Source organism: Nocardioides sp. NPDC058538, from assembly GCF_042719275.1.
In the GTDB taxonomy this organism is placed as follows: Bacteria; Actinomycetota; Actinomycetes; order Propionibacteriales; family Nocardioidaceae; genus Nocardioides.
The window spans coordinates 1-21,703 of sequence record NZ_JBHXNY010000003.1; the positions used below are offsets into that span (position 1 = coordinate 1).

A 21,703-nucleotide genomic window follows, 5' to 3' on the forward strand; every position below is an offset into this window, starting at 1 on the left:
CGATACAGGCGAAATCTTTCTCGATCGGGTGTCGAGTCAAGGATGGCCGAAGGCCACCGCGCAGCGGCGCCCGAAGGGCGTCCTTGACGCGGCGCACGATCGAGAAACACTCAAAGCAAGGGTCGGCGGCGAACCTCAGAAACGAAGACACGCTCGCCTAAGCGAGCTTTCCCGAGGAAGAACCGTGTTGGTCTCGACACGCCTCCGCCTAGCGGCTCCGGCGGCTCGACCAGCGGGGACAAGGCGGCTCCGGCGGCTCGACCAGCGGACCGGGACGGCTCCGGCGGCTCGACCAGCGGAGCGGGACGGCTCCGGCGGCTCGACCAGCGGGGACAAGGCGGCTCCGGCGGCTCGACCAGCAGGCAGAACGGCTCGACCAGCCGAGCAAGCGACTCCGGCTCGACCAACAAGCGAGCGGGGCCTCGGCCACGAATCCACGGCCGAGGCCCCGCTCTATCCCCATCAGGCCGCGGTACAGGTCGCGGTCGGTGTCGCGGTGTTCCCGCCCGAGTAGAGCGTGACGCCGAACTGGTTGCCGTTGCCGTTCGGTGTGGCGGTGAGCGTTCCCGACGTCCCGGAGACGGTCGCGTTCCAGGCGTTCTGCAGGCTCTGGCCCGAGCCCGTGCTGATCCGGACCACCCAGTCGTCGGCGCCGCTGACGGCGAACACGGTGTTGAACCGGTCGTTCCAGGACTCGGTCCGGGTGACACTCACCGTGCAGCTACCGGCCGGCGGGTTGGACCCGCCGTCGGCGGTGTTGAGCTGGTCGAGGACGTAGCCGTAGGCCAGCTTCTTGTTGCCGGAGCCGTCGAAGAGCAGCGGGGTGTCCGAGGCGCGCCAGGAGTCGGTGTCGCGTACGCCCCAGACGGTGATGCCGGTGCAGCGGGTCACCTCCATGCAGGCCTGGGTCACACCGCGGAACTGCTCGGCCTGCGAGGTGCCGGACCCGGCGATGTCGAGCTCGGTGATCTGTACGTCGACACCCAGGTCGGCGAAGTTCTGCAGCGTGACGTGGTAGTTGCTCGGCACCGGGTTGCCCGAGTTGAAGTGGGCCTGGAAGCCGACGCAGTCGATGGGTACGCCGCGCGACTTGAAGTCGCGGACCATGTTGTAGACGGCCTGCGTCTTCGCGTGGCTCCAGTTGTCGGTGTTGTAGTCGTTGTAGCAGAGCTTCGCGTTCGGGTCGGCGGAGCGGGCGGCACGGAAGGCGGCCTCGATCCAGTCGTTGCCGGTGCGCTGCAGGTTGGAGTTGCGGCGCGCCCCGGAGGAGCCGTCCTCGAAGGCCTCGTTCACCACGTCCCAGGCGTAGATCTTGCCGCGGTAGTGGCCTGCGACCCCGGCGATGTGGTTGAGCATCGCGCTGCGGAGCGAGCTGCCCTCCATGTTCTGCATCCAGCCCGGCTGCTGGGAGTGCCAGGCCAGCGCGTGCCCACGGACCCGCTTGCCGTTCTGGATGGCCCAGTTGGCGATCTGGTCCCCGGAGGAGAAGCTGAACTGGTTCTGCGACGGCTCGGTCGCGTCCATCTTCATCTCGTTCTCGGCCGTGATCATGTTGAACTCACGGTTCGCGATGGTCGTGTACTGCGAGTCGGACATCCGACTCGCGGCGATGGCGGTGCCGTAGTAGCGGCCGGACTCGGCCGCGGCTGCCTGCAGGGTGGAGCCGTCGGCCCGGGCGGGCCCGGCGACGGCGGTGATGGCGATGCCGCTGGTGATCACCAAGGCGGCGAGGGTGGTGAAGGCGGCGGTTCCTCTGGCCTTCATGGCACGCAGGGGTCTAACACGAACTCGGGTCATCATCGATCCTGTTCTCCCGGAATGAAAGGTGGTCGGTGTACCTCAGAGCTCGCGCGAACTCGCTGGAAAACGTTATCGACATCGTTTTACAGAGTCAATGGTTTCGGTCGAACTCACGTGACCTACCTCACACAGGATTCCTGTATCCGGCCGCCCGACGGCGAAGCCGCAGCATCATGGCAGGCTTCGACACGTGCCCTTCACCCACCGCACCGCGACCCGAGAAGACATCCCGGCCCTGACGGCGATCATGAACACGTCGATCGGAGAGCTCCAGAAGGGCTTCCTGACCGCGGCCCAGATCACCTCGAGCCGAACCGTGATGGGCATCGACACCCAGCTGATCGAGGACGGCACCTACTTCGTGGTCGAAGAGGACCATCAGATCGCCGGCTGCGGCGGCTGGAGCAGAAGGGCGACGCTCTACGGCGGCGACCACACCCCGGGCCGCGAGCCGAAGCTCCTGGACCCCAAGACGGACCCGGCCCGGGTGCGGGCGATGTACACCAACCCGGCCTTCGCCCGACGCGGCGTGGGCAGGCTGATCCTCGACCTCTGCGAGCAGGCGGCGGCAGCGGAGGGCTTCACCACCCTCGAGCTGATGGGCACCCTCTCCGGCGAGCCGCTCTACACGGCGTACGGCTTCGAACCGGTCGAGCGGATCACCGACGACCGTGGCGGCGCACCCGTCCCGCTGGTTCGGATGCGGAAGAGCATCTGAGCCGGCGACCGGCCTATCCGCCGAGGCGCTCGACCTCTGCGGCGGCGGAGTCGCGGGCAGCGGCCGTCTCGGTCACCGCGGCCTCGGCGGAGTCACGGGCATCCTCCGCGTCGGTGAGCTCGTCCTCGACGTCGGCGGCGGTCGACTCCAGGTCGGCCAGCCGGCGGCGTAGGTCCTCGATCTCCGACTTCACCTGGAGCGACCTCGCCTCGATGTCCTTGAAGGCGGACATGGCCTTGTCGCGCTCCTCCTCGGCACCGGACAGCGCGGACTCGGCCTCCGTGAGCGCATCCCGGGCCTCGTCGAGCGCCGCAGTGTCGGGCAGGTCCGGGACCGCCCGCAGCGGCTCCGGGGGCGGCGGGACGACCTCGGGTACCTCGAAGCCCAAGGCGTCCGGCAGCGCGACGGCGTCCGCCGCGTTCACGGCGTCGATCCCGGTGGCGGCCAATGCGGAGACGAGCAGACCGCTGCGTACGGCCTGGGCGACGGACTCGTCGATCATGGCCGCGGTCAACGTCGCCTCGACCTGGGTGGCGACCGCCTCGGTCACCCGGAGACCGTGCTCGCGCGCGAGCCCGCGAGCGCGGGTCGTCACCGCCGCCGTCAGCTGGCGCCGCTGTTTGGTGAGCTCCCGCAGCTGGGCGGCGTCCATGCCCGTCTGCGCCTCGCGCAACAGGGCACCGACCGAGATCACCTGCTCCACCTGCTCGGTCTCGTAGCGCACCAGCAGGTTCACCACCCACGCTGCCGTCGAGGGCTTCTTCAGCGCCTTGACCGGACCCGCCAGGGGCATGCCCTTCAGGGCCTTGACCCGTGCGTCGCGTTCCGGTGTGAAGTCGGCCAGCGGCAGCCCGTAGAGCTCGGCAGCGATGTCGAGCAGCTCGGGGGCAGGTGCGTCGTCGCTCATGTCCGCCATCTCAGCACGTCGCCGACTACCGCGTCAGCAACCACTCGTCGTAGTCGGCGGCCTGTCGCTTGTGGAGCTCGCGCAGCGCGTCGTCCTCGACGCCGAGGAACGACAGCCCGAGACCACCCAGGGCTGCGCGCCACTCCTCGAAGTCCCGCAGCTCACGCGTCGCCGCCCCGGATCCGGTCCGCGTGTGCCGGATCGAGCGAACGGTGTCAGCACCCGTCGCGTCGCGACGCTGCACGACGAGCTTGCGAGCGAAATCGCCGTCCGGCGGCGTGGAGAGACGCACATGCGACGCCTCGATCGCCTCCTGCGCCACGTCGCCTCGTACGAAGCTCCCGTTGAAGGAACCGTGTGGATCATGGTGGAAGGTCCATCCCGACTCCCCCACCCGCGCCAGCCTGTAGACGAAGCCGGACTGCCTGAAGTGCCCGTCGACCAGCGGCAACGGGTCACGGAAGCCGTCCCCGTAGCCCACGTCGGCAGCCCACCGGCCCGCCGGGTTCGATGTGGTCGGCAGTCCACGGACCTCGATCGCCAGGTGGTCCAAGGTCCCCGAAGGACCGGTCGACTCGAGCATCTGGCCAAAGCGGCGTACGACGTCGAAACCGAGCTTCTCCAGCACCAGCGAGAAGACGCCGTTGTTGTGGAAGCAGTAGCCCGCGTTGCCCCCGGCGGCGACCCGCGCCAGCGTCACGTCCGGGTCCACCGGATCCGGCGCCCCCGCAGCCCCGATGGCCGCAAGCATGATCGACAGGTTCTCGTAGGGAAGCGTGTCGAGATGGCGGTGATGAAGATCGACAAGCGTCTCGTACGTCGCCCCCGGCCGCCCTTCGATGCCGAGCCGTCGCAGATAGCCTTCGATCATCGCTCATACCTCCCGTGCCGGTGGACCAGCGGGTCGGCGTCGTCACCGACCTCGAGCGCCACGATCTCGCACGTCGCCAGAGCGGACCAGCCGATTTCCTGCATCGACACCAGTCGGACGCCCGCCCAGGTCGGCGCGTCGGCGAGCCGACGGCCGAACTCGGTCGTCTCCCACGACCCGGAGCGGAACGCGCCGCCGGGAGCGGGAGCGGTGCCCCCGAACGCCTCGGCGAGGTCGCGATGGCGCCAGTGGAGCAGCGACACGACCCCCACGCCGGTCTCCTCGAGCTCGTCGCGGAGGTCCGAGTCGGGATCGAGCAGACCGAGGACGGCTCCGGGCGACCCGTTGGCCACCATCAGCGAGGAGACCGTGAGCCCGGCCCAGGAACCGGCAGCGCCGGAGGTCCACAGCGACACCCGCCCACCCAGACGACCGCGCAACCGGCGTACCGGATCCTCCGGCGTCGGGAACGGGTGGGACGAGTGGATCGTCAGGCTACGTCCTTAGTAGGTCCAGTCTTGGTAGGCCCGGTCTTTGCCGACCCGGAGGACTTCTTCGTGGGCTTCTTGCCGTCGGCCAGCTTCTTGGCCTCGGTGGCGTACATGTCGACGTACTCCTGACCGGAGAGCTTCAGGATCTCGTAGACGATCTCGTCGGTGATCGCACGCAGGATGTAGCGGTCGTTGGTCATGCCCTCATAGCGCGAGAAGTCCAGCGGCTTGCCGTAGATGACCCGCGGGTGCACGAGCTTGCCGAACTTCTTGCCCGGGGGCGCGATCACGTCGGTGCCGATCACGGCGACCGGGATCACGGGCGCGCCCGTGTCCAGAGCCAGTCTGGCGATGCCGGTCCGTCCCCGGTAGAGCCTGCCGTCGTGGGAGCGGGTGCCCTCGGGGTAGATCCCGAAGAGCTCGCCCTCGGCCAGGACCCGCTTGGCGGCGATGAGCGCCCCCTCGGCGGCGGTGGCGCCACCGCGGTCGATCGGCACGTTTCCGGTGCCCGAGAAGAAGATCCTCTGCAGGAAGCCCTTCGGGCCCGTTCCGGTGAAGTACTCCGCCTTGGCCACGAAACGCACCATCCGCTTCATGCCGAGCGGCATGAAGAGCCAGTCGGCGTAGGAGAGGTGGTTGCTGGCCATGATCGCCGGGCCTTTGCGCGGGATGTTCTCCGTGCCCTCATAGGACGGCCGGAAAACCGTTCGCAGGAGAGGCCCGATCGCCACCCACTTCAAGAACGAGTAGAAGAGCTTCGTCGACACCCCATCGCCTTCCCTATTTGCCTTCGACCGGTCAGCCTATAACGAGACAGGTACTTCTACTCCCGCACCCTGTCATGAGATCCGGCTAGGCTGGAGAAGTGAGGGAGCGTCAGCGAGTGAACCGAGGCAACAACACGCCGCCGCGTCCGTACTCTGGCGCTTGCGCTACGGAGGTGGCGGCGTGAGCGAGCGAGACGACCGGCCCGAGGACGCAACCGGGGCCTCCGACGACGCCTCCGTGCCCTCGGAGGGCCAGCCGTCGGACGACGAGGCATGGCGCGAGATCGTCGAGAACTACGGCGACCGCCCCGCCCTCGAGGAGGAGCCCGTCGTCCGCGATCTCTTCGAGAAGAAGATCGACATCGTCGAGACCGTCGACGAGCCGGACGCCTATGACGACATGTGGCGCGACGATCAGGAGGGCTACGTCCCGCCACCTCCGCCGCCGCTCCCGAAGCCGACCCCGGCTCGCCTGCTGGCCTGGATCGGGGTGCTCGGCGCACCGGTCGCCGTGCTGGTCCTGATCGTGGTCACCCAGATCACCGGCCGGCACTTCAGCAGCTGGGTCATCGGTGGCCTGGTCGCCGCCTTCCTGGCCGGCTTCGTCTACCTGCTGGCGACCATGCCGTCCGAGCCCCGCGACCCCTGGGACGACGGCGCTCGGGTCTAGTGGCGCGTCCAGGACGCGCCACTAGGGCTCGCCGGTCAGGCGGCGGGCCAGGATGCTCGCTCCCACGACCCCTGCCTCCGCACCGAAGGCGGTCGCCACGATCTGCGGCACCTCGCGGTGGAGGCGGCCGACCAGCGAGGCCTCCAGCGCCGTGCGGGCAGGCGCGAGCAGCAGGTCACCCGCGGTGGAGACTCCCCCGCCGACGACCAACAGCTCGGGGTCGAAAGCGGCCACCAGGCCGGCCATCCCGACCCCCAGCCACGACCCCACCGACTCGTACGCAGCCAGCGCGAGCGCGTCGCCGCGAGCCGCGGCGGCGGTGACCGCCGGGCCGGTGATCTTGAGCGGGTCGCCCGCGGCCAGCTCGTCGAGCGCGCAGCCGGCGTACTCCTCGGTCTCCACGCGGGCGCGCACGAAGGCGACCAGCGCGTTGCCGGAGGAGTACTGCTCCCAGCAGCCGGTGAGGCCGCACTCGCACGGGAGCCCGCCGGGCACGACCTGCATGTGGCCGAACTCGCCAGCCATGCCGTTGCGACCCCGGACGACCCGGCCGTCCAGAACCACGGCACCGCCGATGCCGGTGCCGAGGGTGATGAGCAGGGCCGAGTCGACGCCACGGGCCGCGCCTAGCTCCAGCTCGGCCAGCGCGGCGCAGTTGGCGTCGTTGTCGAGCGCAACCCGAGTGCCCCATCGCGAGGAGAGCCTGGTCAGAGTCGGCTCGCCTCGCCAGGGCAGGTGGGGAGCGAACATGACCCGCTCCCCGGCGGCGTCGACGAACCCGGCGGCAGCCAGGCCGACGCCGGCGACGGGCCGGCCGGCGGCCACCTCGGTGACCGCCTCGGTCAGCGCGTCCTCCACCAGCTCCAGCTCGACCCGGCGTCCGGGCGTGCTGCGCTGAGCGGTGCGGAGCACCTCTCCGTCAGGCGAGACCTCCGCCGCGAGCACCTTGGTGCCGCCGATGTCGACACCGATGTGCAGGCTCAAGCCGCCACCTCCGTAGCGCAAGCGCAATCATACGGACGTGGCGGCCTGAGATTTATCGTCGTTCGCCGGCGCTCGCTCACCTGTGATGGCTCACTTGCGAGCCAGGTCCGCAGCGCCGATCAAACCTGCCTGGTTGCCGAGCGTCGCCTTGCGGACATCGAGCATCGGCCGGTGTCCGCGGCCCGTCAGCTGGGCCTGGAAGGCACGCCGAGCGGGCCCGAGCAGCAGGTCGTCGGCCTCGGCCACTCCCCCGCCGATGGCCACCACGGCCGGGTCCAGCACGGCGGCGATCGAGGCGATCCCCTCGCCGAGCCAGATGCCGAGGTCGGTCAGCGCCTCGATCGCGAAGGCGTCCCCGTCGCGGGCCGCCTCGGTGATCAGCGGGCCCTTGATCTTGTCCAGGTCACCCTCGGCCCGGTCCAGGACGTCACGGGCCAGCAGGGAGCCGCCGCGCGCGGCGGAGCGGACGTTGCGCACCAGGGCCGACCCCGAGGCGTACTGCTCCCAGCAGCCGCGGTTGCCGCAGCCGCACAGGTGGCCGTTGGGCACGACCCGCATGTGGCCGATCTCGGCGCCGACGCCGAAGGCGCCGCGGTAGAGCTCGCCCTCGAGCACCAGGCCGCCGCCGACACCGGTGCCGACGGTGACCAGCATCATGTTGTCGACCTCGGCACCCGCGCCGTACTCGAACTCACCCCACGCGGCCGCGTTGGCGTCGTTCTCGATCACGACCGGCAGCTCGAGGACCTTCTCCAGGCGCTCCTTGAGCGGTACGTCGCGCCAGGCGATGTTGGGCGCGAACATGACCGTCGAGCGGCCCTTGTCGATGTAGCCCGCGGCGCCGATGCCGACACACTCGATCGGGTGGCGGGTCTTGAGCTCCAGGACCACCTCGATGATGGCGGCCTCGATGGCCTCCGGGCTCTTCGCCGGCGACTCGACGCGGTGGTCCTCGATGATGTTGCCGTCGTGGTCGACGACGCCGCCGAGGATCTTGGTGCCTCCGACGTCGACACCACAGGCGAGCTTCTTCGCCGTCGTCATACCTCAGCTCCAGCCGTCGAGATCGATCCGGTCGACCTTCTCCGAGCGTCGCGACCAGTCCCGGGTCGCATCTTCCTCAGCCCGCACGCCATCACCGTGAGCATCCTCGTCTTCACTAGGGCCAGCACCCGGACTCGTGGCCGCCGCGTTGAGCACCGTGACCACGGCCTGCATCAACGATGCGGCAGCGCTGGCCAGGTGCACCTTGACCTCCGGACTCGACTCCCGGAGGACATGTACGGTACGGCACAGCGGGCAGTAGGCACACTCCGGTGCCCCGGTATCGAGATGCTCCCCGACCGCCTCGGTGACGTGGCCGATCCGGGAGTCCTTGGCCCACTCGCCGATGGCCTCCATCAGCCGGCCGAGCTCCTCGGCGGTCGACCCCAACGGCTCGTCCGCCCACTCGTGGCGCTGCTCGCTCACGCGACCACGTCCGTAGCGCGAGCGCGAGGATACGGACGCGGTCGCGTGTTGACCTGATGGCTCGCTCGCTGACGCTCGCTCACGCGACCACGTCCGTAGCGCGAGCGCCAGGATACGGACGCGGACGCGTGTTGACCTGATGGCTCGCTCGCTGACGCTCGCTCACGATCACTCACTCTCGGTGTTCGTCGTCTGACGAGAAAACGTTACTCGCAGCTCCCCGCCCTCGACCCGCGCCCCGCTGACGCGCATCCGGGCGAGCGCGGCGGGAAGGGTCAGCAGGCGCCGGTAGGCACCCACGGTGATCGCCAGCTCGTCGCCGTTGCGGCCCAGCTGGACCTGGTCGCGCTCGACCCACTGGGCCAGCCCGGGCAGCGCCAGGTGGACGATCGTGGTCTCGCCGGTGGTCTCGGTGCGGAACGGAGCCGCGGTCTCCGGAGCAGCGAGCGGGTCGACGCTGCCCGACCAGGCGTACGCCGCCTCGGCGACCTCGCGCAGGTCCTCGACTCCTACCGGCTCGGTCGGCCGGTAGAACGAGCGCCAGACCGGCAGCCCCTCGAAGGAGGCGCCGACGTCGCCGAGCACGTCGTCCTGGGCCTTGACCCAGCCGGCGCGCCAGTCGTCGGAGCCGCCGGCCGGGAAGATCCGGTTGGCGACGACACCGTCGACGCGGTAGCCGTAGAGGGAGAGCGTCGTCCAGGACCGTCGTGCCTCGGCGAGCACGACCCGCTCGGGGGTGAGCACGATGCGTACGGACGCCTCGGGGCCCGTCAGCAGGGCACGGACCTCCGCGAGCTCGTCGTGGAGCCGGACCAGGGCGTCGAAGACGGAGTCGCCGGGCATCGGCACTCCGGCGGCCTTGGTCAGCACCGGCTTGAGCGCCTTCACCATCTTGCGCTGCACCGGGAGGATGCGCTCGAGATACCAGCCCAGGGCCTCGGGAAGCGCGAGCAGACGCAGCGTCTCGGCGGTCGGGGCGCAGTCGACCACGATCGTGTCCCACTCCCCCGAGACCGCCATCCGGCGCAGCTCGAGGAGCGCGAAGACCTCCTCGGCCCCCGGGATGATGGTCAGCTCCTCGGCCGCGATCCGGTCCACTCCGATCGTGTCCAGGACGCTCAGCAGATAGCCCTGCACCTCTGCCCACGACTCCTCGAAGCGGCGCTGGGCGTCGACGTGCTGGACGTAGAGGTGCTCGGTGACCTGGACGGGCTCCGAACCCAAAGCGCTCTCACTGTGCCCATCGGAGATGGCGAACGCATCGCCCAGGGAGTGGGCGGCATCGGTCGAGAGGACCAGGGTGCGCAGGCCGCGGGCCGCGGACATCGCCGCGGTGCCGGCCGAGACGGTCGACTTTCCTACGCCGCCCTTGCCGGTGAAGAGGAGAATTCTCACGAAGGCGTGCCCTGCTTCTCGACCCTCTGCTTGAGGCCTCGCAGCGCGGTGTCGATCAGGACCTTCTCGCCCTTGCGCTTGAGCATGCCGATCAGCGGGATGCTCAGGTCGAGCGCGAGCCGGTAGGTGACCTCGGTGCGACCACCGAGGTCACGCAGCACGTAGGCGCCGTCCATCGACCGCAGCAGGTTGCCCTTGACCAGCGACCAGGTCACCTGGCGGTCGTCGTCCCAGTCGTACGCCAGGGTGTATTCGTCCTTGATCGGCGCGACATCGAGCACGAACCGGACCTGCTCGCCCCGCCCGTCGACGCCGGTCTCGAGGACGCTGACCTCCTGCATGCCCTTGGCCCAGGCCGGATAGGACTTGAAGTCCGCGATCACCGCCATCACTGCCGAGGGCGCGGCCTCGATCACGATCGTCGAGGTGGTCTGATCGGCCATCGGTGGTGTCCTCACTCCCTGACTTGCTAGGTGCCAAGGAGCGTACCGGATAGCATCCCGGTGAAATGGTCGGGCTGTGACGGGGGTAACCTCCGGTTCGTACCCACCTACCATCAGTATGCGGAGGCCCTTGTGCGCGAGTTCTCCACGCCCGCGACGTACGTTGTTCCCCCCACCGGCAGTCTGAGCGACGATGTCGTGCGCAACGCCGCCGAGGCACCCGATGCCGCCGTTCTCAGCCGGCCCGGCGCGGACGGTTCCTGGGTCGACGTGACGTCGTCCGAGTTCCTCGCTGAGGTCTCGGCGGCCGCCAAGGGGCTGATCGCGGCTGGTGTCGGTGCTGGGGACCGGGTCGCACTGCTCTCGAAGACGCGCTATGAGTGGACGCTGATCGACTACGCGATCTGGTTCGCCGGCGCGACGACGGTGCCGATCTACGAGACCTCCTCGGCCGAGCAGATCGAGTGGATCCTCCAGGACTCCGCCGCGGTGGCGATCATCGCCGAGGACGCCGGCCACATGAGCCGGATCAGCGAGGTCCGCGCCGGCTGCGCCGCGCTCAACAGCGTGTGGTCGATCAACGACAACGCCGTCGACCTGCTGGTCAAGCTCGGCGCCGACATCACCGACGAGCAGCTCGAGGCCCGCCGCAGCGCAGTCACTCCCGACGACGCCGCGACGCTGATCTACACCTCCGGCACCACCGGCCGCCCGAAGGGCTGCGTGCTGACCCACGGCAACTTCATGTTCGAGCTCGGTGTCGTCGTCGACTCGCTCGACGGCCTGTTCAACATCGAGGGCCGCAGCACGCTGCTGTTCCTCCCGCTCGCGCACGTCTTCGCGCGGATCATCCAGATCGGCTGCATCACGTCCCGAACCCGTCTGGGCCACACCCCCGACATCAAGAACCTCGTCGCCGACCTCGGCACCTTCCAGCCGACCTTCGTGCTGGCCGTGCCGCGGGTGTTCGAGAAGGTCTACAACACCGCCTCGCAGAAGGCCGTCGCCGACGGCAAGGGCCGGATCTTCGACATGGCCACCGAGGTCGCCATCGAGTACTCCCGGGCCACCGAGACCGGCAAGGCGCCGTTCCTGCTCGCCGCCAAGCACAAGCTGTTCTCCAAGCTCGTCTACGGCAAGCTGCTCGCCGCGCTCGGCGGCAACTGCTCCTACGCGATCTCCGGCGGGGCTCCGCTCGGCGACCGCCTGGGCCACTTCTACCGCGGCATCGGCGTCACCGTCCTGGAGGGCTACGGCCTCACCGAGACGACCGGCGCGCTCACCGTCAACCTGCCCGAGGCGTTCAAGATCGGCACCGTCGGCCGGCCGATTCCCGGCACCTCGGTGCGTGTCGCCGATGACGGCGAGCTGCTCTTCAAGGGCGGCCAGGTCCTGAAGGAGTACTGGCAGAACCCGGCCGCCACCTCGGACGCGAAGACCGAGGACGGCTGGTTCCACTCCGGCGACCTCGGCGAGGTCGACGACGAGGGCTTCGTCAAGATCACCGGCCGCAAGAAGGAGATCCTGGTCACCGCCGGCGGCAAGAACGTCGCCCCGGCCGTCCTCGAGGACCGCCTGCGCGCCCACGTGCTCGTCGACCAGTGCATCGTCGTCGGCGACGGTCAGCCGTTCATCGGCGCGATCGTCACCATCGACCCCGAGGCGCTACCCACCTGGGCCGAGGCCAACGGCAAGTCAGGCAACATCGAGGACCTCGTCGAGGACGAGGACCTGCGCGCCGCCATCCAGAGCGCCGTCGACGACGCCAACAAGGCCGTCTCGAAGGCGGAGTCGATCCGCAAGTTCGCGATCATCCCCGAGTCCTGGACCGAGGAGGGTGGCCAGCTCACCCCCAGCCTCAAGCTCAAGCGCAACGTGGTCATGCGCGAGTTCAGCCACGAGGTCGACGCGCTCTACAGCAAGTAGGCTCGGCCGTTTGTCAGTCGAGGACGCGGTGGGCGATCGCGATGCGCTGCAGGGTGGTCGGGTGGGAGCCGAACCACCACTGCGACCAGGCCTGCGGGGACGGGTCGGAGAGCGAGCGGGCGCCGAGGTCGTGCTGCAGCCGGATGAATGACTCCAGGTCGCCGGTGGCGTGGAGCGCGTCGACGTCGGCGCGGGCCTCGACGTGCCGGCTGAGACCGTTCTGGATCGGCATCGCCAGCACGCTGGCCAGCGCGAAGACCGCCATCAGCATCGGGACGGCTTCGGGGGTGGCGTACTCGTCCTGGCGCCGGTAGGACAGCAGCAGGCCCAGCAGACCGACGCCGGCGACCGCGCCGGCGGCGCCGATGACCGTGCCGACCAGGACGTCGTCGTGCTTGGCATGTGCGAGCTCGTGGGCGACGACGGAGAGGACGGCGCCGCGCGCGGCCGCACCCCGCTGCGAGTCGACGAGGTTGTCGTAGAGGACGACTCGGCGGGTGGAGCCGAAGCCGTTGACGTACGCATTGAGCGACGTCGTACGCCGGGAGGCATCGATCACCAAGACGTCGTCGAGCTCGACGCCCTCACGCTCGGCGATCGCCATCACCTCGGTCCGGAACTGGCCGCGCGGCAGTGGCTCGAACTCGTTGAACAGCGGCTCGATGACGACCGGGTAGACGAACGAGCCGACCACCACCAGGGCCGCGACCAGGGCGGCGGCGACGGCCGGCCACCAACGCCGGGCGAGGCGGATGCAGGCGAAGAGGGCGAGCAGCGCCACCGAGGTGGTGACGATGCCGACGACCTGGTTCAACAGCGAGTCGCCCAGCCAGGGTCCCCACGCCTGCCGCGAGAGCCCGTAGCGCATCTGCAGCCGGTGGATGGCCACCCCGAACGGCAGCGTCGCGATCCAGCCGAGCACCGTGACCACGGCGACGGCGAGCACCACCCGGAGCAGCCACGGCCCACGCAGCCGCGCCACCAGACGCCGGCCCAGCGACGTGAACCCGAGCACGCACGCGACCACCAACGAGACGACCAGCGAGGCCCTGCTGATCCAGCGAGCGGTGCCGGAGTAGGCCAGCATCCGCTCCAGCTCCTCGGGCGTGAACACGTCACGCTCGTCGGGCAGGTCGAGCGCGCCGCCCGGGTAGGGATGCCACGGGATCAACGTCCAGGCGAGCACCACGAACGCCACCGCCCCGAGGACGAGAACCACCCAGGACGTACGCCGCGTCGCACTCACTTCTGCCCCGTCATCGAGCCGAGTCTGACAGATGGGTCCGCCAGCGGGCGGTCAGCTCGTCCTCCCCGAAGCCGAAGCCGGCCTGCAACGCCTTCTCCAGGCCGATACCGCGCCCGGTCTCCTCGTAGAGGTCGACCAGGGCCTGCTCCCCGCCGGCTTCGGCGAGCACCTCGCAGGCGAGCCAGGCGGCTTCGTACTCGGCGCCGAAGTGCTCCGAGCGGGTGTTGAACTCGGCCTTGCCCGGGAGGTGGTCGGGGGCGCCGTTCTCACGGACCTGGGCGATGATCTGGCCGGCGGTCTTGGACAACGGCAGCTTGGTGTCGCGGAGCGCGACATAGTCGGCGAAGCCCTCGACCAGCCACATCGGCCGACCGGTGTTGGTCGCAGCGTCGGTGGCCGCGTGAGTGGCCTCATGGGTGATGACGATCTGGGCGCCGGGGGCGTCGAGATCGCCGATGACGCCCTGGTTGACCCACACGTGCAGCGGGGTCCCGACCTTCGTGGACCCGTCGACGGTCGCGGTCACCGCCGCGACGGAGGCGTAGGTGCCCCGCTGCGCACCGAGCGCCGAGTCGAGGCCGTTCGCGGGCACCTCCAGGACCAGGCGCGGGTCCTTCCAGGCGATCACCTTGCGGACCCCGGCGACCGCCGTGGTGGCCAGCTCGGCATATCGGTCGGCGACCTCGGCCGAGGCCTGTGCCACCACGAGGGTGGAGCCGGTTCGGCGCACCTCGACCGGGCCACTGAGCCACAACGGCAGCCGGGTGCCCTGGGCCGCCGAGAACCCGGTGATCGCGCCCTCGGCGTCGAAGCCGACCTGGAGCTCCTCGGTCAGCGTCGGGTCGCCGGGGGCGCGCCACGACATCTCGACGTCGGCCGTCCAGGAGCCGTCCGGGTCCACGTTGCCCGACTCCGCGACGTATCGCGCGGTGACGTCCCCGATGCCGATGGCCCGGGCGTTGCGCACCGCCACCGAGGCGGCGTCCTCTCCCTCGGGCTCCGCCCCGTCACGTACGCCCTCGACCAGCTCATCCAGCGAGGCCCGGGCACCTTCGGTGTCGGCGCGCACGACCGGCGCGCTGCTCGGCGTCGGCGCGACGTACTCGCCCCCGCCGGTCAGTCGCCAGCCGACGAACCCGGCGAGCAGCATCACCAGCACGAGCCCGGTCCCGATCAGGGCAGGGCGAGAAAGAAGAGAGCCGACCGTTCGCACCTGCGAACGATCGGCCTCTTCGGGGTCTTGGGTCAAACTCAGTCAGACTCAGCCCGGTCGGACGGCACCCGTGTAGGGCATCTCGTCCATCGGGGAGACCTTCACACCGGTGCTCGGGTTGGACGCGTGCACGATCATGCCGTTGCCGATGTAGATGCCGACGTGGCTGATCGGGCTGTAGTAGAAGACCAGGTCGCCGGGGGCGAGCTGGTCGCGCGAGACCTGGGGTCCGCTGCTGTACTGCGCCGAGGAGGAGTGCGGGAGCCCGACGCCGGCCTGGCCCCAGGCACCCATGGTGAGGCCCGAGCAGTCCCACGACTCGGTGCCGGTGGCGCCGTAGACGTAGGCGTCGCCGACCTGGGCGAGGGCGTAGTCGACGGCCGCCTTGGCGCGGCCCGAGGGCGGCGGCAGGTTGCCCGGGATGCTGGTGTCGGTCGACTGGAACTCCTCCAGCTCATCGGCCTCCAGCTCGTCGAGCTCGGCCTGGGCCGCCTCGTACTTCTTGTCGATCTCGCTCTTCTTCTGCTGCATGGTCGTCTTGACCTTGGCCATCTGGGACTTGGCGTCCTCGGTGGCCTCGCGGCGGACCTGGAGGGCCTCCGCCTCGGTGTTGTACCGAGCGAGCAGATCGGCCTGCAGCGCGTTGTAGGACGAGACGGTGGAGAGACCGGCGAGGAACTCCTGCGGGTCCTCGGAGGTGATCACCTGGCCGACGGCTGAGACGTCGGAGCCCTCGAACTGCCGCAGCACGGAGTCACGGAGCTCGGCACGGATCTTGTCGAGCTCCTTGCTCTGACGCTTCTCGTCGGAGCTGAGGTCGTCGAGCTGGTCCTTGAGGTCCTGCAGCCGCAGCTTGGCGTTGCTGTAGTCCTCGTTGGCCGCCTCGGCCTGGGTGTAGAGCTTGTCGACCTTCTTGCGAACGTCGTCGATGTCTGGGTCTGCCTGGGCGGGGGTCGCTGCGGGAATGATCCCGGCGACACCGATGGCGGCGATGCCGGCTACTCCGGCAATGAGTCGCTTCCGGTCGCGTGTCACGAGCGGACGGTCTCCTTGTGTAGTCGTTGACGCCTACCGGGTGAGCTGACGGGTTCAGGCACGACCTGCCCTACCACCGCTCCTCGATCTGGTCTCCCAGATCGCTCTTGCGGCGGATACACCCCAGATGATCGTTGTGGTTCCCCGGCTCCTGGCCCGCCCCGAAGCGGGCCTGGACTAAGCGCGACACTCGCGTGGGCCGGTTGACCCACTCCCACGAGCGCCAAGTTCCTGCGCACACTAGCCGACGGCATCCCCCACCTGCCAACCACCCACGCCCAAAAGTTTGGCTACATGCCCTCCACCATGCGCAGCGGCGGGACCAGTCCACCATCGGCCAGCACGTCGAGCACCCGGCGCTCGTCGTCCTCGATCAGCTCCGGCGGCGGCCCCAGAAGCACGGTGACCACGCAGTCGTGGCACGCCAGTCCCCGCACGAGGCAGGTGTCACAGTCGATTCTCGTCGTCATGTTGTGACGGTCTCACCGAGCACCGACATTTTTGCTTTCGTCCGGTTGCGTCCGGCGTGTCACCACCATCGCAGCACGGTATTCGAGGCGGCGATCGCGGACCGGGTCCCTACACTTGGAACATGGAGGTCTCCGCGTACGCGACGCTCCCCGACACGGTCCGGGGGCGCATCGTCGCGCTCACGGCCGGGGTGCTTCCCGACGTGGCGCGCCTGCCGCCCGCGCTCAAGCGGATCGCGGACTTCGCGCCCGCCCGGCGGGCCAAGGCCGGCGGCGCGATGATCGCCTCGGTGCTCGAGAGCGACGACGAGGTCCGGGAGAAGGTCGGCAGCCAGCTGCGACCGGCGTACGTCTCCGAGGGCTCCTCCGACGTGGTCCTCCCCGAGGATCCGACCGAGGCGGCCGCGGTCGCCTGGCTCATCCGCCCCGACGGCTGGGAGGTCTCCCTCAAGGAGGCCCTGGACCGGCTGGAGGCGGCCGCGGTGCCGGTGGTCGACGCCGAGGTGGCCCGGCTGCGCGGCAAGCTCGCCGCGGCCGAGGGCGAGCTTCGCGAGGTGCGTGCCGACCGCAAGGCCCGCCTCGACGACCTCAAGGCCGACAACACCGCCCTGCGACGCAAGCTCGGCGAGGCCCGGGCAGCCGCCCGCGAGGCCGGCACGGGGCTCGACGATGCTCTGACCGAGGCCCGCACGGCGCTCGCCCGCGCCGAGGACGAGCTCGCGGCACGTGACCGCCAGCTGCGTCAGCTCCGCAGCCAGATCGACAAGCTGGAGCGCGAGGCCGCTGCCGAGCGGCGTACGTCCAAGATGGACCGCGAGGACGCCTCGCTGCGTGCCCGGTTCCTGCTCGACACGCTGCTCGACGCGGCCGGTGGCCTGCGTCGCGAGCTGGCGCTGCCGCCGGTCACCGGCACCCCGGGCGAGCGGGTGGAGGCCGAGCTGGCCTCCGCGGACGCCGCCGCCGGTGCCGGGGTCACCAGCAGCGCCCACCTCGAGCAGTTCCTGGCGATGCCGCGGGTCCGGCTCATCGTGGACGGCTACAACGTCTCCAAGGCGCTGTGGCCCGACTCGGCGCTCGATGCCCAGCGGCTGCGGCTGCTGCGGGCGATCGCGCCGATCGCCGCCCGCACCGGCGCGGAGACGACCGTCGTCTTCGACGCCCACTCCGCATCCGTACGCCCCACCGCGGTGCCTCCGCGCGGCGTCAAGGTCCTCTTCTCCCCCGAGGGCGTCATCGCCGACGACGTCATCCGAGACCTCGTCGACGCCGAGCCCGCGGGCCGCGTCATCCTGGTGGCCACCGACGACGCCGAGGTCGTCAAGGACGTACGCCGCGCAGGCGCCCGCACCGTCCCGCTCTCCTCGCTCTCGCCCCTGCTCGGTTGATCCAGCAGGCTTCCTGCGCCACACCGGCCTGATTCGATAGGTTCTCCCGACGTTCGAATCATCGGGAGTGGGAGACCAGCGCGTGCGGCACACCCTCAGCGCGATCGCCAGGATGATCCTGTGCGCCGCGGGATTCGTGATGTCCATCTACGGCAGCGTCCAGCTCAATGCCCTCAAGTCGCCCGGATTCCGCGAACTGCTGCACGAGTCGAGCTTCTGGGTCGCGGCCGTCGGGGGCCTGATGACCGCGATCGCCTTCGAGGCGATGCGGCGGGCGCAGGTGCCCGTGGCGCCCGCTCCGCAGCCGGCTGAGCGCGTCCCGCCCGTCACGTCCGTGGCCCCTGATGAGCCGTCGAATGAGCCGTCGAATGAGCCCGCGAAGGACGAGAGGGACGAGCGACCCGCCGATCAGGCCGACAAGCTGAGCCTCGTCGAGGTCGTCGGCCTCGCCGCGGGCGGCGTCATCGGATCGGGCTGGCTCCTGGCCGTCCCCACGCTCCACGAGAGCCTGGGCGAGGCCGCGCTCCTCGGCTGGGCCGCGGGCGGCGTACTCATGCTCACGATCGCGGTCGTGATGGTCGAGTTCGGGCTCATCTCCCAGCGCACCGGGGGGCTGCTGTTCCATCCGCACGACGCCTTCGGGCCGCTGGTGGTGATCATCCTCGCGGCGTCGCTGTGGATCTCGTACGCCATCAACCCGGCCGCCCAGGCGGCAGCGGCTGTCAACGGGCTGGCCGAGATCGTCCCCGCCCTGGCCGGTGACGGCGGGCTCACCGGGATCGGATCGACCCTGGCGGTGCTGGTGACCGCCGCGATCATCGCCTTCGTCCTGCTGCCCCGGCGGCTCGTCCTCCGCACGAACGCGGCCCTGACGCTGCTCAAGATCGCCATCCCGGTGGTCTTCGTGGTGTGCCTGGCGCTCGCCGTCCCCGCTCCCCTCACCGGCCCGGGACCGGCCGCCGGACCCACCTCGACCGGCGTGCTGAGCGCACTGATCACCAGCGGCGTGATCTACGCCTACATCGGCTTCCAGGCGCCCCTGGACGTGACCGGCGAGGTCCGTGGCGGCCGTCGCGAGGTGGCCAGGCGGGTGCGCTGGGCGGTCTACGGCACGGTCGTCGGCTCGTTCCTGCTCTACTCCGCCCTCCAGCTGGTCTACGCCGAGCACATGGCCGGGTCCGGGGCCGAGCACGGCACCTCGTACGCGCGCCTGACCGACGCGGCCACGCTGTCCGGAGCGCCGCTCGACTGGCTGGTCGTGCTGGTCCGGATCGCCGCGATCCTGGCCCCGATCGGGTCCGGCATCGTGTTCACCTACGCCCTCAGCCGCGAGGTCTACGCGCTGAGCGCGGAGAGGTACGTCCCCAGCGGCCTGCACGAGCCGAGGGCGTCGCGGCTCCCCGGCCGTGCCAGCGACTCGTTCTGGCTGATCCTGCTCGTGAACCTGGTGCTCGCGCTGGTCGTCCTGGTCGCGGTGGGCGGCGACTGGCAGACCATGGCCGTGCTCAACACGATCCCGATCCTGATCCTGTACGCGGTCACCTGCGTCGTCCTGGCCGTGCGCTCCGACCTGCTCGGGACGGGTGCTCACCGACTCCTCCCGTTCGCGGCGTACGCGGCCTTCGTCGCCATCGCGCTGGTCGTCAACGAGTCCGCGTGGGACCGGGTGTGGAAGGGCGTGGCGGTGATCGGCTGGGGATCGCTCGTCCTGCTCGTGCTCCCCTGGCTCCATCATCTCCGGGTGCCCGGCCTGGGCTGGTACGACGCGAAGAACCACGGCGCGCGCCTGGTCTCGCGCGACCCGGCGAACCGCCCGTTCGTCGTGCTGGCGCTGTACCTGGTCGCGCTGACGCTGCTGAGCGCCGTCCGCCACCGGATCGACGACGACTCCGTGTGGAGCGTGTGGAGCCTGCGCGCCCTGGTGATGATCGTCGCCTCGGGCGCGTTCGTCCTCCTCGTCGGCGCGGGACGTCGCTACCTCAGGCAGACCCGGCTCACGACGACCCGGCCCTGACCCACTCGGCCTCCTCCTCCTGGCCGGCGGCGACCAGGGCCTCCACCACGGCGTCGACGCGGGCCCGGTCCTGCCAGCGCCCCACGGAGCGGCGCAGGACCCCGGCGCGGCTCGCCTCCGGATAGCGGTGCAGGCGCAGGCGTGTGGTGATGCCGACGATGTCGGTGGGCGTGACGCTCTGCGCCTGGTCGAGGTAGCGGATCAGCAGCCGGTCGGCCGTGCCGGCGAGCTCCGAACGCTGGAGCTGGTGGGCGGTCTCGGCGATCGTCGGCCCGGCACCACGGCGGTTGATGGCCTCGTCGGCGAGGTGGTGCCAGGACGTACGCACCGCGTCGGTGAACCCGGCGGACTCGAGGGCGGCGAGGCACTCGGCGTACCAGGCGACGTACGTCTCCTCGGTCGGCACCGGGTAGACGAGCAGATCCTCGGCCAGCCGCCAGCCGACGTCGGCGGCGACGGCCGACCGGCCCCGCCTGCCGACCCGGGAGGGTACGTGCCCCAGCAGACCCACGATCTCCTCGGCGGGGCGGAGCCGGACCAGGGTCGCGGCGTGGCGACGAAGATCCTCGCCCAGCGCCTTGCCATGGCCGTCGGCGAGATAGCCGGCGATGCCCTCCACCACAGCGGATGCCATCGGCTCGCGGTCCGCGCCCTCCGGGGTGAGCACCCAGTGGAGAAGCTTCCGGGTGGTGTCGGGGGACGGCTGCGACCACGACCACCGGTCGAGGAAGTCGCCGAGCCGCTCGATGTGGCCGCTGTGGGCGAGCGCGCGGACGAGCATCGCCGCCTGAGCCTCGTCGCCCTCCTCCATGAGGGTCTCGCAGATGCGCTTGAGGTTCATCGGCGTAGCGTCGCCGGCCATCGCGGCCAGGAGGCTGTCGCGGCCGGGTCCCCGGCTGCCCCGCAGCAGCAGCACCACGTGCTCGCGCGCCTCCTCGGCGTTCTCGCTGCCGTCGAGACGCAGCTTGAACCAGTCCTCGAGCACGCGGCCGCCCGGGCACAGCTCCCAGAACGCCGCGACGAGATCCTGCTGCTGCGCGGGACCCGGCGCCCTGCCGAGGTCTCCGATCGCACCGAGGGTGCGCCAGAGCAGGTCCAGGGCGATCTCACTCAGCCTCGGGCTGGCGTACAGCGCGACGTAGAGCAGGGCCTTGTCGAGGTTCGAGCGACCGCTGGCAGGGGCTGCGAACTGCTTCACCGTGTCGTTGACCAGGTCCGGCGCCCCGAGCAGGTGCAGCGCCCGGAGGAACCGGGCGATGTCGGGGACGGTCCGCTGACGGAGTACGTCGTGGATGACGGCGTAGGCGATGGAGGCGTCGTGCTCGGTCTCGATCGCGAGCCGGGCCGCGTCCTCGGGCGGGCGGTGCAGCGCGGTGGCCGCGATCAGGATCACCCGGTCAGCGGCGGACTCCAGCGATGTCGCCACCGCGGCCAGGTCACCGTCCGCGAGCCGGCCATAGGCGTGCAGCGCCTGGACCGCGATCGCCGGATGGCCCTGCGTACGCAGCTCCGCGAGCCAGGCGACGAACCGGTCGACACCTTGGGCCGAGACCCGGGCGAAGGCGTGGTCGATCAGCTTCTGGGTGTTGAGGACCTCGTCGGCCTTGGCGCCGTCGAGCACGGTGACGTACTCGACCAGGCCGGCCAGATCGCCGGTCAGCGTGTCGAGCACGCGCTCGTTGAACCGCAGCGCCGCGGTCTGTCCGTCCTCGCTCAGCAGCGTCCTGGCCTGCTCGCCGGCCTCGGCCGGCTCGACCTGCAACGAGCCCGAGCGAGCGAACCAGCGCGCCCACGGACGGTCCTCGTTCCCGCCCGCGGTCCCTTCGTTGCCGCCGTTTCTCGCAGCGATGACCCACACCTCCCCTGTCAGGTGCGCCACACCCTAGTGGCGAAGAAGT

At 70.2% G+C, this 21,703-nt stretch carries 20 protein-coding genes and 1 riboswitch; of the genes, 5 read left to right on the top strand and 15 right to left on the bottom strand.

Annotation, left to right across the window (positions count from 1 at the left end):
• Positions 1 to 462: 462 nt before the first annotated feature.
• On the bottom strand, positions 463 to 1,764 hold the full coding sequence (locus ACFWQC_RS03405) for an endo-1,4-beta-xylanase (protein ID WP_378673095.1): 1,302 nt from the start codon (positions 1,762 to 1,764) through the stop codon (positions 463 to 465).
• A gap of 226 nt (positions 1,765 to 1,990) precedes the next feature.
• Between ACFWQC_RS03405 and ACFWQC_RS03410 the strand changes: the two genes are divergently transcribed.
• Complete coding sequence (locus tag ACFWQC_RS03410) at positions 1,991 to 2,518, top strand: GNAT family N-acetyltransferase (protein WP_378673098.1); 528 nt, start codon at positions 1,991 to 1,993, stop codon at positions 2,516 to 2,518.
• 13 nt (positions 2,519 to 2,531) lie between these two features.
• On the opposite strand, the gene ACFWQC_RS03415 is transcribed toward ACFWQC_RS03410, so the two are convergent.
• The 4 genes from ACFWQC_RS03415 to ACFWQC_RS03430 are packed head-to-tail and all read right to left on the bottom strand — an operon-like array spanning position 2,532 to position 5,554.
• Entirely contained in the window at positions 2,532 to 3,425 is an 894-nt protein-coding gene (locus ACFWQC_RS03415) for a hypothetical protein (RefSeq protein ID WP_378673100.1), read from the bottom strand.
• 25 nt (positions 3,426 to 3,450) lie between these two features.
• Positions 3,451 to 4,296 (bottom strand): arylamine N-acetyltransferase, encoded by an 846-nt coding sequence (locus ACFWQC_RS03420; RefSeq protein ID WP_378673102.1) that lies wholly within the window; start codon positions 4,294 to 4,296, stop codon positions 3,451 to 3,453.
• Positions 4,293 to 4,736 carry a flavin reductase family protein gene (locus tag ACFWQC_RS03425; RefSeq protein WP_378673104.1) on the bottom strand — a complete coding sequence of 148 codons (444 nt, stop codon included), beginning with the start codon at positions 4,734 to 4,736 and terminating at the stop codon, positions 4,293 to 4,295. Before ACFWQC_RS03425 ends, ACFWQC_RS03420 begins: the two co-directional genes overlap by 4 nt.
• A 50-nt stretch (positions 4,737 to 4,786) precedes the next feature.
• Entirely contained in the window at positions 4,787 to 5,554 is a 768-nt protein-coding gene (locus ACFWQC_RS03430) for a lysophospholipid acyltransferase family protein (protein WP_378673107.1), read from the bottom strand.
• 181 nt (positions 5,555 to 5,735) lie between these two features.
• On the opposite strand from ACFWQC_RS03430, the gene ACFWQC_RS03435 reads away from it, so the two are divergent.
• Positions 5,736 to 6,224, top strand: coding sequence for a hypothetical protein (locus tag ACFWQC_RS03435; RefSeq protein ID WP_378673110.1), 489 nt, complete (start codon positions 5,736 to 5,738; stop codon positions 6,222 to 6,224).
• A 21-nt stretch (positions 6,225 to 6,245) separates the two neighbouring features.
• Here the strand turns inward: ACFWQC_RS03435 and ACFWQC_RS03440 are convergent, their stop codons facing one another.
• From ACFWQC_RS03440 to ACFWQC_RS03460, 5 genes are all read right to left on the bottom strand, one after another.
• Positions 6,246 to 7,208 (bottom strand): ROK family protein, encoded by a 963-nt coding sequence (locus ACFWQC_RS03440; protein WP_378673113.1) that lies wholly within the window; start codon positions 7,206 to 7,208, stop codon positions 6,246 to 6,248.
• A 90-nt stretch (positions 7,209 to 7,298) separates the two neighbouring features.
• Positions 7,299 to 8,252, bottom strand: a complete 954-nt coding sequence (locus ACFWQC_RS03445; protein ID WP_378673116.1) for an ROK family glucokinase — start codon at positions 8,250 to 8,252, stop codon at positions 7,299 to 7,301.
• A gap of 3 nt (positions 8,253 to 8,255) precedes the next feature.
• Positions 8,256 to 8,678 carry a hypothetical protein gene (locus tag ACFWQC_RS03450; RefSeq protein WP_378673119.1) on the bottom strand — a complete coding sequence of 141 codons (423 nt, stop codon included), beginning with the start codon at positions 8,676 to 8,678 and terminating at the stop codon, positions 8,256 to 8,258.
• Positions 8,679 to 8,846: 168 nt separating this feature from the next.
• The gene (locus ACFWQC_RS03455) at positions 8,847 to 10,073 is read right to left on the bottom strand and encodes an ArsA family ATPase (RefSeq protein WP_378673122.1); all 1,227 of its coding nucleotides are present in this window, start codon (positions 10,071 to 10,073) and stop codon (positions 8,847 to 8,849) included.
• The gene (locus tag ACFWQC_RS03460; protein WP_378673125.1) at positions 10,070 to 10,516 is read right to left on the bottom strand and encodes an SRPBCC family protein; all 447 of its coding nucleotides are present in this window, start codon (positions 10,514 to 10,516) and stop codon (positions 10,070 to 10,072) included. The genes ACFWQC_RS03455 and ACFWQC_RS03460 overlap by 4 nt, the downstream gene beginning before the upstream one ends.
• 132 nt (positions 10,517 to 10,648) lie before the next feature.
• On the opposite strand from ACFWQC_RS03460, the gene ACFWQC_RS03465 reads away from it, so the two are divergent.
• Positions 10,649 to 12,442, top strand: a complete 1,794-nt coding sequence (locus ACFWQC_RS03465; protein WP_378673128.1) for an AMP-dependent synthetase/ligase — start codon at positions 10,649 to 10,651, stop codon at positions 12,440 to 12,442.
• A gap of 13 nt (positions 12,443 to 12,455) precedes the next feature.
• Here the strand turns inward: ACFWQC_RS03465 and ACFWQC_RS03470 are convergent, their stop codons facing one another.
• From ACFWQC_RS03470 to ACFWQC_RS03485, 4 genes are all read right to left on the bottom strand, one after another.
• Positions 12,456 to 13,688 carry a M48 family metallopeptidase gene (locus ACFWQC_RS03470; protein ID WP_378673130.1) on the bottom strand — a complete coding sequence of 411 codons (1,233 nt, stop codon included), beginning with the start codon at positions 13,686 to 13,688 and terminating at the stop codon, positions 12,456 to 12,458.
• 10 nt (positions 13,689 to 13,698) lie between these two features.
• Positions 13,699 to 14,901 carry a hypothetical protein gene (locus ACFWQC_RS03475; RefSeq protein ID WP_378673132.1) on the bottom strand — a complete coding sequence of 401 codons (1,203 nt, stop codon included), beginning with the start codon at positions 14,899 to 14,901 and terminating at the stop codon, positions 13,699 to 13,701.
• A gap of 48 nt (positions 14,902 to 14,949) precedes the next feature.
• Positions 14,950 to 15,936, bottom strand: coding sequence for an NlpC/P60 family protein (locus ACFWQC_RS03480; protein WP_378673134.1), 987 nt, complete (start codon positions 15,934 to 15,936; stop codon positions 14,950 to 14,952).
• A 15-nt stretch (positions 15,937 to 15,951) separates the two neighbouring features.
• Positions 15,952 to 16,130: riboswitch (cyclic di-AMP (ydaO/yuaA leader) on the bottom strand.
• Positions 16,131 to 16,226: 96 nt separating this feature from the next.
• Complete coding sequence (locus ACFWQC_RS03485) at positions 16,227 to 16,406, bottom strand: hypothetical protein (protein ID WP_378673137.1); 180 nt, start codon at positions 16,404 to 16,406, stop codon at positions 16,227 to 16,229.
• Between the two features lie 122 nt (positions 16,407 to 16,528).
• Here ACFWQC_RS03485 and ACFWQC_RS03490 point away from each other — a divergent pair, with 122 nt between their 5' ends.
• Positions 16,529 to 17,791 (top strand): NYN domain-containing protein, encoded by a 1,263-nt coding sequence (locus ACFWQC_RS03490; protein ID WP_378673140.1) that lies wholly within the window; start codon positions 16,529 to 16,531, stop codon positions 17,789 to 17,791.
• Between the two features lie 82 nt (positions 17,792 to 17,873).
• Complete coding sequence (locus ACFWQC_RS03495; protein WP_378673142.1) at positions 17,874 to 19,805, top strand: amino acid permease; 1,932 nt, start codon at positions 17,874 to 17,876, stop codon at positions 19,803 to 19,805.
• On the opposite strand, the gene ACFWQC_RS03500 is transcribed toward ACFWQC_RS03495, so the two are convergent.
• On the bottom strand, positions 19,786 to 21,684 hold the full coding sequence (locus ACFWQC_RS03500) for a hypothetical protein (RefSeq protein WP_378673145.1): 1,899 nt from the start codon (positions 21,682 to 21,684) through the stop codon (positions 19,786 to 19,788). The genes ACFWQC_RS03495 and ACFWQC_RS03500 overlap by 20 nt on opposite strands.
• Between the last annotated feature and the right edge of the window lie 19 nt (positions 21,685 to 21,703).

What these genes read in the sequence shown, in the direction of transcription:
- ACFWQC_RS03420 (WP_378673102.1), bottom strand. Translation starts at nt 4,296, where the DNA reads ATGATCGAAGGCTATCTGCGACGGCTCGGCATCGAAGGGCGGCCGGGG.
- ACFWQC_RS03415 (WP_378673100.1), bottom strand. Translation starts at nt 3,425, where the DNA reads ATGAGCGACGACGCACCTGCCCCCGAGCTGCTCGACATCGCTGCCGAG.
- ACFWQC_RS03485 (WP_378673137.1), bottom strand. Translation starts at nt 16,406, where the DNA reads ATGACGACGAGAATCGACTGTGACACCTGCCTCGTGCGGGGACTGGCG.
- ACFWQC_RS03490 (WP_378673140.1), top strand. Translation starts at nt 16,529, where the DNA reads ATGGAGGTCTCCGCGTACGCGACGCTCCCCGACACGGTCCGGGGGCGC.
- ACFWQC_RS03460 (WP_378673125.1), bottom strand. Translation starts at nt 10,516, where the DNA reads ATGGCCGATCAGACCACCTCGACGATCGTGATCGAGGCCGCGCCCTCG.
- ACFWQC_RS03405 (WP_378673095.1), bottom strand. Translation starts at nt 1,764, where the DNA reads ATGAAGGCCAGAGGAACCGCCGCCTTCACCACCCTCGCCGCCTTGGTG.
- ACFWQC_RS03445 (WP_378673116.1), bottom strand. Translation starts at nt 8,252, where the DNA reads ATGACGACGGCGAAGAAGCTCGCCTGTGGTGTCGACGTCGGAGGCACC.